This is a genomic window from Kiloniella litopenaei (genome assembly GCF_000982415.1).
Taxonomy (GTDB): Bacteria; Pseudomonadota; Alphaproteobacteria; order Kiloniellales; family Kiloniellaceae; genus Kiloniella; species Kiloniella litopenaei.
In genome coordinates this window covers 18,381-27,846 of record NZ_LANI01000037.1, presented here as the reverse complement: position 1 = coordinate 27,846, position 9,466 = coordinate 18,381, and the positions used below count along the sequence as shown (strand labels likewise).

Annotated in this window: 12 protein-coding genes; 8 read left to right on the top strand and 4 right to left on the bottom strand. The window is 40.9% G+C overall.

The genetic code is table 11. The features are described from left to right. The first annotated feature begins 188 nt into the window (after positions 1–188). The 3 genes from WH95_RS19630 to WH95_RS19625 all read left to right on the top strand — a co-directional run bounded on the left by WH95_RS19630 (position 189) and on the right by WH95_RS19625 (position 2,145). The gene (locus WH95_RS19630) at positions 189–797 is read left to right on the top strand and encodes a hypothetical protein (RefSeq protein WP_046510114.1); all 609 of its coding nucleotides are present in this window, start codon (positions 189–191) and stop codon (positions 795–797) included. Positions 798–1,225: 428 nt separating this feature from the next. Beyond that, the gene (locus tag WH95_RS21360) at positions 1,226–1,384 is read left to right on the top strand and encodes a hypothetical protein (protein WP_157846030.1); all 159 of its coding nucleotides are present in this window, start codon (positions 1,226–1,228) and stop codon (positions 1,382–1,384) included. Between the two features lie 2 nt (positions 1,385–1,386). Further along, complete coding sequence (locus tag WH95_RS19625; protein ID WP_052742176.1) at positions 1,387–2,145, top strand: N-6 DNA methylase; 759 nt, start codon at positions 1,387–1,389, stop codon at positions 2,143–2,145. Between the two features lie 123 nt (positions 2,146–2,268). Here WH95_RS19625 and WH95_RS19620 read toward each other — a convergent pair whose 3' ends face one another. The 4 genes from WH95_RS19620 to WH95_RS19605 all read right to left on the bottom strand — a co-directional run bounded on the left by WH95_RS19620 (position 2,269) and on the right by WH95_RS19605 (position 4,840). Next, positions 2,269–3,000, bottom strand: coding sequence for an endonuclease (locus WH95_RS19620; protein WP_046510113.1), 732 nt, complete (start codon positions 2,998–3,000; stop codon positions 2,269–2,271). 40 nt (positions 3,001–3,040) lie between these two features. After that, positions 3,041–3,352 (bottom strand): hypothetical protein, encoded by a 312-nt coding sequence (locus tag WH95_RS19615; RefSeq protein WP_046510112.1) that lies wholly within the window; start codon positions 3,350–3,352, stop codon positions 3,041–3,043. Further along, positions 3,345–4,025 (bottom strand): ParA family protein, encoded by a 681-nt coding sequence (locus tag WH95_RS19610; protein ID WP_046510111.1) that lies wholly within the window; start codon positions 4,023–4,025, stop codon positions 3,345–3,347. The genes WH95_RS19615 and WH95_RS19610 overlap by 8 nt, the downstream gene beginning before the upstream one ends. Before the next feature lie 560 nt (positions 4,026–4,585). Further along, positions 4,586–4,840: a hypothetical protein gene (locus tag WH95_RS19605; protein WP_157846029.1), complete on the bottom strand. Its 255-nt coding sequence runs from the start codon at positions 4,838–4,840 to the stop codon at positions 4,586–4,588. Positions 4,841–4,990: 150 nt separating this feature from the next. Between WH95_RS19605 and WH95_RS19600 the strand changes: the two genes are divergently transcribed. Genes WH95_RS19600 through WH95_RS19580 form a run of 5 tightly spaced genes read left to right on the top strand, consistent with a single transcriptional unit; the run spans position 4,991 to position 9,442 of the window. Then, on the top strand, positions 4,991–5,317 hold the full coding sequence (locus tag WH95_RS19600; RefSeq protein WP_046510109.1) for a hypothetical protein: 327 nt from the start codon (positions 4,991–4,993) through the stop codon (positions 5,315–5,317). A gap of 26 nt (positions 5,318–5,343) precedes the next feature. Continuing rightward, on the top strand, positions 5,344–5,661 hold the full coding sequence (locus WH95_RS19595; RefSeq protein WP_046510108.1) for a hypothetical protein: 318 nt from the start codon (positions 5,344–5,346) through the stop codon (positions 5,659–5,661). A 30-nt stretch (positions 5,662–5,691) separates the two neighbouring features. Continuing rightward, positions 5,692–8,208: a VirB4 family type IV secretion system protein gene (locus tag WH95_RS19590; RefSeq protein ID WP_046510107.1), complete on the top strand. Its 2,517-nt coding sequence runs from the start codon at positions 5,692–5,694 to the stop codon at positions 8,206–8,208. Further along, complete coding sequence (locus WH95_RS19585) at positions 8,205–9,029, top strand: hypothetical protein (protein ID WP_046510106.1); 825 nt, start codon at positions 8,205–8,207, stop codon at positions 9,027–9,029. The genes WH95_RS19590 and WH95_RS19585 overlap by 4 nt, the downstream gene beginning before the upstream one ends. Beyond that, complete coding sequence (locus tag WH95_RS19580; RefSeq protein WP_046510105.1) at positions 9,026–9,442, top strand: hypothetical protein; 417 nt, start codon at positions 9,026–9,028, stop codon at positions 9,440–9,442. Before WH95_RS19585 ends, WH95_RS19580 begins: the two co-directional genes overlap by 4 nt. Positions 9,443–9,466 lie beyond the last annotated feature (24 nt).

Genomic DNA, 9,466 nt, shown 5'->3' with positions numbered 1-9,466 from the left:
TTTGCCCAGGGCGTTGTGATTCCATTGGGTGATGTTGTTCAAGGGTTTTGATGTTAGAGGGTATTTTGGTTGAATAATCTGTAAAAAATCACCTTTTGGTTGATCTTTTTTACTCGCTGAGTAAACTTTATGGTTAATTGAGTGTTAATTTGGTAGGTGACCTTTTGAAATATAGATAGGTGTGAGCTGTGGGATATGAAACTCATGACGGCAAATTTGGTGGTGCCATAACTTTAGAAGCAGATTTAAAGGCTTCTTTGAATAGTGTTGGGACTTCAGTTTACTATGAAAAAACAGGGCTTTTTTTGGATGGTGATAGCCCGGTTCTCACTCAAAACCTAGAGGGTGATCCTAGCGTTGCGGTTAGGACGTTGGAAGACTTTAGTATTACTTTGCAATGCCCTTTGATTCCTGTTGATGGAACGGATGACCCTGACGACTGGATTGTTGAAAAAGAAAATAATACAATAATTATTGTAAGCTTAAACTGGCGGATTGAGAATAATTGGGCGATTAAACATAGGAACTTAGGTATATCTGCCTATGTTAATGATTATGGTGATCCTAAAGTTAACCGCAAGCCGCATCGAAATTTTTACGATATCGGTAAGGCATATAATACCCAGAACGCGCTTTCCCCTAAAATCTTGTCTGCTATAAGATTTGAAAAAAATGATAAGGTGAGTAGAAATTATGAAATTTTTACTGTGTTTGGTGTTAGTAACGGAGTTATTGCTAAGGCCGATGGAATCACCGGAATAGTGCTTCGAGATTTATTCACTAAAAATTGGAAATAACTTTAATTTGGGTAAAAATGTCAGGGCAAATCCCTGCGGGCTCAGGCTATATTCCAGTAATCTCGCTCTGCTCGATAACCTACACCAAGCCCCTGAAGGGTCTTGGCCCATGCGGGTGACTATCCTTTTTGCTGATCAGCGTTTTTAAATCACAAGGAATTCCAATTACATAAGTAATTAAAGTTTCCTGGTGCTGTGGTTGTTTTCCCTTCACTCCGCTTCGCTCTATTCCGGTGTTATGGGGACCCCAAGGGACTCCTGCCCCTCTCTCCCCACAAGCAAAAAACGTCGTCCCGTGTTGTCGGGTAAACCCGCCTGCCCGCTCCATTCCTAGTTTTTGGCTTTGCCCCTTCCCTTCCCGCACTTCGCCAGTGGGTCAAGAGTGATGTTTCGCATCACTCTCGTGCAAAAAAATGGAGGACAAAACCATGAAAAAACAAATCGATTTTGCGATTGGGAATAATAACTTTGACGTTGTAGAGGTATCAGAAAAGATATCTGGCACGCTTTACCTTGGAGGGCTTGGGGCCTGTGTGGGAATACCTTTACTCGTTGTTATGATCGCCGTTGCTTGTGGGTGGGTGTGATTATGGGTGTAAAGGATTTTGTAAAGGTCTTTAACAGCATCGACCATTCGAAAGACAACTACACAAAATTTAATGACTTTTTGACCCTCGCCTATAGTGCCTTGGCGAAAAAGGGTGCAACTGGTGAGCGTGCGGAAGCTCTTGAGGCCGATTATATGAAAGTCGTTGGCCGCTATAAGAATAAAGAGGACATTACAAGAATGTCTGAATTGATGGCTATGACTTTTCTGAGTATGGGCCAGAGGATTGATTTTCTCGGCTCTGTAGCTGGTGAGCTTGAAATCCTTAACAGTAATTTGGGTCAGTTCTTCACGCCTTATTCGGTTTGCAGGTTGATGGCCGGAATCAATTTTGCTGGTTGTGAAAAGATTATTGAGGAGAAAGGTTTCATTACTGTGTCAGAACCAGCTTGTGGAGCTGGTGCCATGTTATTGGCCCTTGCTGATGATCTTGAGGACAAGGGTTTTGATCCAATGACTGATTTATGGGTTGAAGCTACTGATGTTGCGGAAATGCCGTATAGGATGTGTTTTATTCAGCTTTCTTGCCGTGGTCTTTCTGGGCGAATTTGGCGTGGAAATACGCTTTCAATGGAAATGCAGGAAAATGCACTTCTTTTGAGTTCGCCTTTCTTTTTTGAAAAGAATGGAAGCCCCTTCCCCAAGAATAAAGTTTCTGAAGGAGTGATTGAATCTGACTTGATTGAGGCTCCTGTTGTGATGCCTCAGCCAGTGTTTGGAAATCAGTTGTCATTGTTCTAGGATTTTTTATTCTGTTCCTTGGTGGGTGCGTTAAGGCCCATCAAGGAGCCGGGATAAATCCCGGCCCGAGGCTTGCGCCTCTTGTGCTCTGCTTTGCAGATCACCTTTCTGTATTAAGGAATGTTATTCAATAAAAGGATTACCATTCCCCTGAACCTTCATGACAGCGCTATTCTTCTCGCGCTCCCAATCCGAAACTGGATCTTGTTTGGCCCAAGCGGTGAAGAGCTGCTTATCCTGTTTGCTCAACCTTAGTTTATAGCGATCGGCCATATAAAAATAGATCCTGGCAATATCTCCCCTCACCTCTTTTCGAGGTTCGACCTTTCGGTGTTTGAAATCGACTTCAAAGTCAGGTTTTCCGTAAACGCGAGGTTCACCTGGTAACATTGAAAAGCTATAGTTTGAACGATCCCCGTTCAATTCACCAATGGCTGGAACCAGGTTATTTAAATCGCCTTCCATTTGAGCAAAGACAGGATCATTTTTACAGCCCTTGCGACCATCTTTTGTACCGTCTCCATTAAGATCCTGCTGCCAACATTTTCTTTGATGGCCAAAAACCCAAGCTGGCATGACGTGTTCCCATTCAATGCGAACAGTTCTGGGATTAATCTTACCCTTTTTTGTAATGGGGTTTCGTGGTGTATAACCGCAAGAAGCAGCATTCGGTACGAGCTTCTTTTCTTTATAGCTATAGCTACAGCCAGAATAGAAAGCTACTTCATGGCCTTTATAGATCTTCACGGCTTCCTTTTTGGCTTTCCTGAAAGTCAAAGCTTCAGAAGTTCCCGAAAAGAAAACACCAACCGATTGCATACAAGCAACCAACACAAATACACTTTTAATATTCATCACCAGACTTGCGGCCAATAAAGTTGTAATGCCTGAATTATCATTTATTTTGACGGTAGAAATTCATTAACTCGATTAGGAAATCTTCGCCTGTATTGAAGCCCTGTTCGCTTGCAAGTGTCCAGAAGTCGTCCCTAGTCTCTTGCTTTACTGACATATTGAGTTGTGCAGTTCTATTTGTAGCCCGAAGCGAACGCCCATCCACTTTAGGCTTGGGCTTGGAATGCCTACTTGTAAAGCCAGCTTCTGTCGCGACCTTTTCTGCAACTTCTTTTTGCAGCTTCTTTTTTGGAGGCTTTGCTTTAAAATCTGACAAGTCATCAAGGTCTAGGGTTGCTCTTTCTCTAGCCATTCATCTGCTCCCGAATATAGTTTGCCACCCCTTTAGCAAAATGTTCCGCATTTTCAATTGCTTTTTGTGGTGAGCTTACTTCTTCTTGTGTTAAATCATACAGGGTGCCGCCGAAAGTAAATATGGCTCTGAACGCATCACGTTCAAACATTTCAACTGGTAGTATTGGAATGTTTGACTTTTTAAAATCGCTCTCAATGTGTTTTGCTGTTCTTGGTTTTATGTATGGAGTTTTAGATAGAGCTACCGCGAATGGAATGGTTCTTCTGTATGCCTTTGCTTCTCGGTTGATTAGTTTTAATACTTTCGCGGCTTCATCAGCGTCCAATTGGCTTCCTTGTGTCGGTATCAATACCAGGTCAGCCCGTCCAATGGCATACGAAACGGATAGATTAGCAGAGCCTTCCAGATCGACTATTACAAAAACATTCTTTTCGGCTGCTTCGTCTATTTTTTCGACGATATTGTCTTCTGTAACACCTAATTCTAGAGACAGCATTTTTGGAATATTTTCCTTCCCGGTCCTTTTTTCCCACATTGATATGGGGGAATTGGGATCAGCATCTATAAGTGATACTTTTGCACCAGCCTGTACCAGTGCTTGAGCCAGAACTAAGGCTATTGTTGTTTTCCCCACTCCACCCTTGGAGCTTGCTAATACGATAGTCGGCATCTCAGTTTCCTTATATTGAATGCATAGTATATACATATTAAATGCATATTGAACACATATTAATTACCTGTTTACTACATATTAAACGCATATTCAATATGAAAAACATATTAACTATTATAAAAATAGTCACTAGGAACTAAATATTAAAAACATATTATGTTTATAGTGTTGGGTGATTATGTATGAAAATAATAAAGCTGTTCAACTTTAAATATACATTTTTTAGTGTGGAATACGATAGTATTCGTTAGCATGCATGAGTATGCATATTTGTGGTTGGACCAATAAAAAACAACTTTATGTTGGTTTAAAATATTAGCGCTGAGTTACTTATGGAGAGTATAAGTAATTGTAATATTTAAATAAAAAATAGATAAAATTTTATCTATTTTTGTTAACCATAAAAAGTATTAAAAATGTGTTAATAGGGGGGTTGTAATCTTAATTCTTGCGATTCATTATCAGGTATAAATGCAACCTGTAATATAAATGGTTGTTTAAAAAAATGTACTTTTTAGGCGGCTAGTGAAAATGTTTCGTAAATATAATTGTTCTTATTATTCTTGTTTTGTCGGAAACTGCTTATTTAAAGAATCAAGGATTGTCATTTGCACATCTGTGATGTCGTAGATGTCTTTGTTAGAAGAAACAGTCTCAGTTGCTTGGAAAAAAGTGGTTATGGCAATTCTATAAAGTTCACTACGTGAAATTTCTACGCCGTGTTTTTCGTATAATAATTTTTCAATATATTCAGCCCGCTTTAAGAGGTTAGTTGGGCAGCGAAAAGTTAAGTTGGGCATAGGGTTACTCACGTTAAATTTCTCCTAACAGTATATATTTTAGCTTTAAAATCAATGCATAACAAAGTGCATTACAAAATGCATTACATTATATATTGCATATAGCATTACATAATGGTAAACGTATGTTAGTAAATAAGCAAATATTTGAAGAGTGATTTTATGAAGTCGGACCAAGATAATTTAGATCAATCAGAAGATATTAAGGTATTCAGCTCCGTCCAGATGACGTGGGGTGTCCCTAGTAAGTTGTTTTTTGGCGGGGTGGCGCTTGGGTTGATGTTGGGGGTGGCGATGATGCAGCCCTTAGGTTGGGTGCTCGCAGTTATTTTTACGACTTCTTTAGTGTCGATAATTTTGGTTGTTTTGATGGCTTTGCATAAAAACGACCCACAGGGGTTGGAGGCGTGGGTTCGGCGTCTCCAAAATCCAGCCACTGCGTGGGGTGCTGGAAAGTATAAAAAGAAACGGATAGTCGCTATCCGTTAAGCGTTAAATCAAAAGGAAGCAGGTAAATGTTCAATAAAATAAAAGCGGGTGTTGGTGCGGCAGTTATTGGTTTTCAGGCCAAATCAGCTATGGCGGCTTTTGCTCTTGGTTCTAGTGGGGGTAAGGGTGGCATCGCTGAGTTTGAGGGATATATCCAGGATTGGGTTAACTTCATGACTGGCCCCTTTGGTTTGGCTGTGGTGGTGGTCAGCATCATTGTTGCCGTTGTTGTGTTTGTGTTTGCGCCAAAGCAGGGACCAATGGGTTTAGTTGCTCGTGCTGTTGTGGCGGGTATCGTCATCCTAAATCTTACTACGGTTGTTGGTGGTTTTACATCAACTTAATTGGTGAAGTTGTTAGGAAGGGCCGAAAGTATGCTTGTTAAAAATAAACCGATATCAGATCTTTTCTCTGTAATCTGTCCATACGAAGGGTTTTTCCTGACAAAGACGGGTGGATTGCTTGCTGCTATTGAATTGTCAGGAGTTGATGCAGATACATTGACTTCTGATGATTTACGCGCAGTGAGTTACATGACAGCGGCAATTAATAGTGCTTTGCCAAATGACATATCGATCACCCAGTATTTTTCACACGTAGATAATTCACGTGTTTCTATTAAAGATCGTTCAGACCCTTTATATCAGACGCTCTCGAAGAACAGAGAAAATGCGCTTAATCATAAAGGGGTTTCAAAAACACGTCTTATTCACGTTTTGTCATTCGAGGATAAGACCGGATACAATAAGACACTTATAAAGCTTCTCGGAGCTGCGATATTAGACCCGAACGCCATTAAGATATTTTTGAAAAAACTTAAAAATTCAGATGCATTATTTGTGCGTGAAGGGGAGTTAAGAGAACGTGCTTCACAGTTAAAAAAGGCTGTTGAGGATTACCGAGTAAAGTGGTCAAAACTTGTTGATGCAAAGATACTGACCGTCGATCAATTCTGGACATTTATGAAATTTATATCAACTCAAGATCCTAAGTATCTTGCTGAGGATTTTGTTTCTAAAGCGCCAGAAGATGATTGTGATATCGCGTTACCTGCTGGTGAGATATCCACTGTAAGATTAAATGAAAATGACTGTTTGCGTATAGAAGGATCAACTACACGTTATTGTCGGGTTGCGAGTTTAACCAAGCAGCCCAAAAATGCCATTGGTCTGTGGACGCAAGGGGCAACCCCCCTCATAAAACTTAGAGGTAATTATACTTTTATAACGCATTTTGCTCCATTATCAGCTCCTGAGGTTAGCAGTAAATTCAAGAAAGCACGTGATGGTCTGGCCCGTGATACCCTTGATCTTTATAAGATGTTTACGGGTGAGGAAGTGAAGCGTGGCGAAGAGCGTTTAAAGGTCCGTAATGCTATTGAGGAATTAGACCGGGCTGAGGCATATGAGGAATCATTTGGTCTAGGTCTGACCATGCTTATGATTTCGTCCGAAAGTAAAAGGCAACTGATTAAAGATTGTGGGAAGTTCGATAGTGAATTGACCTTACGTGGTGCTTTCCCGACTTGGGAGGGGCCAATTTTACCAGAAGCTTATGAGGTGGCTCAGCCCGGTGGGCAGAGCAAGTCTATGCGATTGAATGTGTCAACCGCCTCCAGGGCAGGGACTATGGGGCTGGTATATAAATCAGTTTCCGGTAAACACAGGGTTCAAGAGCTAAATGGCGAAGAGCCGGGGTATATTTTCGAAACACATAGCGGTGAGCCTTTTAACTTCACGCCATATCATGGTGATAGGGCTGTTATTATCGGTGTTGGCCCAACAAGATCGGGTAAGACTTTCTTTAAAAATACTCTAACTACCCATTTCGGTAAGTATGGTGGTTTGAGCAGGATTATTGATGTTGATCCTGGAACTGAAACTCTGGCCGAGTTTTTGGGGCCTGAGAGGGCAGGGGTCTTTAGGGTTGGTGAAGATGATTCTGTGTCCGGTCTAAATCCCTTTATTTCCTCTTTTGGAAATAGGGAAGGTGATGTGGATGGTGGGTTTGTAGCTCATGTTTCTGGTCTTGCAATGTTGTTGCTGGAAGCAAACGATACAGAGGATGCCCGGTCTATTAATTTTGATGAACAAAAGATGCTTGATCAGGCTGTTGAGCGAGTAATGAAACTCCCGTTTGAAATGCGTAATTTTGAAAGCTTCTTCAATCATTTACCGCAAGATTTTTCTATCAAATTTTCTCGGTGGAAACAGGGTGGTCGTTATGATGGCATTTTCAATGCCAAGCATGACGGGATTGGAGAGCTAAACAAATCATTGGCCGTGTTTAATCTTCAACACTTCTTAAATGATCCAAAAGTTCTGCATCCATTAATCTCTGAAATTTTTTATCGGATCACTAGGGAGTTTACTTCTCCGAAAAATCTCCATTTGCCTAAAATGATGGAAATTGACGAGGCTCATAATGCTTTAGCGATCAAACAGTGCAGAGAATACATTGTTTCCAGTTCGCGGAAATGGGCCAAGTACAAGGCTGGTATGTCCCTTTGGTCCCAATCGCCACTTGAGTACATGAAAACAGATGGTTGGAGTGCGATTAAATCTGCGGCAACGACTTTTGTATTCATGGCAGATGGTAAGATGGTTGATGAGCAATACCGAACAGGGTTTGATCTGAACCAAGGTCAAATTGATGCGATACGCAAGTTAAAGCCTCGTGGTGAAGCTCTTATTGTTCAGCCAGAACAAAACATAAGTAAGGTTGTTGTTCTGAATGCAGAGCCTGAACAGTACGTCATTAATACTTCATCGGCCAATGAAGTGGTTATTCGACAAAATCTTATCAAACAGTACGGTGTTGAAGAGGGGCTTCGACGAGCTGTTGATGAAATATCTTTAATGAAACAGAATTTCGCGGAGGCAGCCGAATGAAGCGGAAATACAGTCGAATTTTAAAGGTCGCTTTATTGACGACTACACTCTATGGATCTGGCGTTCATGCTCAGGGTATTCCAGTCATTGATAATTCCAATCTGGTTAAAGCAATCGAAGATGCTATTATTCAGAACAAGGATCTTGTTGAGCAGGTTAAGCAATACGCGGAGCTGGTAAAAACCTACAATCAGCTTGTGCAGAATGCCAGGGCGCATGGTGATATTGCTAAGCTAATTAATTTATACGGCATTGGTTCTGATCTTATTAATGGCCCTGCGGCTAAATCAATTTTTAGCGAACTTTACGGACTTGATCCAAATTCACCTCTGTATGAGCAACAGGCCAGAGATATTTTAGAGAAGAAGTTTGAGCTTCCTAAAAGCAGTCAGGTTTCCAAGGTTGAACTTGGAAAATACTTATCTGCTGAGGATACCCAGGCCGTTGTTGATCGTTGGGCAGCAACTAATCGAGATTCCGCAGAGGCTATTAAAAACACTGGTGTATTGGCTAATGAGGAATTAATCACAGTTAGGTTAAATGATAACCGTCAAAAAATTCACGATGCCATGCCTACTGGTCCCGATAATCTCAATGCCTCTGTTCAGCATGGACTTATCCAAACTGAACATGAAATGTTGCAAAGGGATCAACAAATTCGATTGGATAAACTGCAAACAGAAATGAAATTGCGTGAAGAAATAAGGCGTTTGCAGGAAGAAAAGAAGCGGCAAGAGCGCTTTAAAAACCGATTAAAGCGCGATGCAGATATGCGTGCACAAACTTTCACAGACCAGAAACTACCGAGTTCAGCGCAATGAATAAAATTTTTGCAGGAATTTTATTGATTCTGTTTGGGCTGATTAATGTTTCAGCTCAGGCAATTACCTTCGCAGATAAACCTTATATTGATCCTGGGCAGCTTAAAAATTATCAGCTGCTTCGTAAACGAGAGAAAAAAGAGTGTGGTTCAGGCTTAAATCTCGATTGTACGAATAGAGTTTTTGATCAATGGGTTGCTGAAGGCCGTTTAAGAGGTACCAATGAATATTGCGATGTGCATTTAGTGCCTCAAAGTAACTCTGAATTGAAGCGTATCGCAAAAGAACTGGTCAAAATTAAAGCAGGTGACGGAATATTAAATCGTGAACCTGGTGAGGTAACTCAGAAAGAAATTGACCACGAAATCTGGTGCATTGACCGAATTTTGGATGACCGGAATGATTCACGTTAACTCGAAGACTTAAAACAGCACTTT

Excerpts from the sequence above, each read along its gene's own strand:
- WH95_RS19595 (WP_046510108.1), top strand. The coding sequence starts at position 5,344 with ATGTTCAATAAAATAAAAGCGGGTGTTGGTGCGGCAGTTATTGGTTTT.
- WH95_RS19625 (WP_052742176.1), top strand. The coding sequence starts at position 1,387 with ATGGGTGTAAAGGATTTTGTAAAGGTCTTTAACAGCATCGACCATTCG.
- WH95_RS19600 (WP_046510109.1), top strand. The coding sequence starts at position 4,991 with ATGAAGTCGGACCAAGATAATTTAGATCAATCAGAAGATATTAAGGTA.
- WH95_RS19585 (WP_046510106.1), top strand. The coding sequence starts at position 8,205 with ATGAAGCGGAAATACAGTCGAATTTTAAAGGTCGCTTTATTGACGACT.
- WH95_RS19610 (WP_046510111.1), bottom strand. The coding sequence starts at position 4,025 with ATGCCGACTATCGTATTAGCAAGCTCCAAGGGTGGAGTGGGGAAAACA.
- WH95_RS19620 (WP_046510113.1), bottom strand. The coding sequence starts at position 3,000 with ATGAATATTAAAAGTGTATTTGTGTTGGTTGCTTGTATGCAATCGGTT.
- WH95_RS19590 (WP_046510107.1), top strand. The coding sequence starts at position 5,692 with ATGCTTGTTAAAAATAAACCGATATCAGATCTTTTCTCTGTAATCTGT.
- WH95_RS19580 (WP_046510105.1), top strand. The coding sequence starts at position 9,026 with ATGAATAAAATTTTTGCAGGAATTTTATTGATTCTGTTTGGGCTGATT.
- WH95_RS21360 (WP_157846030.1), top strand. The coding sequence starts at position 1,226 with ATGAAAAAACAAATCGATTTTGCGATTGGGAATAATAACTTTGACGTT.
- WH95_RS19615 (WP_046510112.1), bottom strand. The coding sequence starts at position 3,352 with ATGGCTAGAGAAAGAGCAACCCTAGACCTTGATGACTTGTCAGATTTT.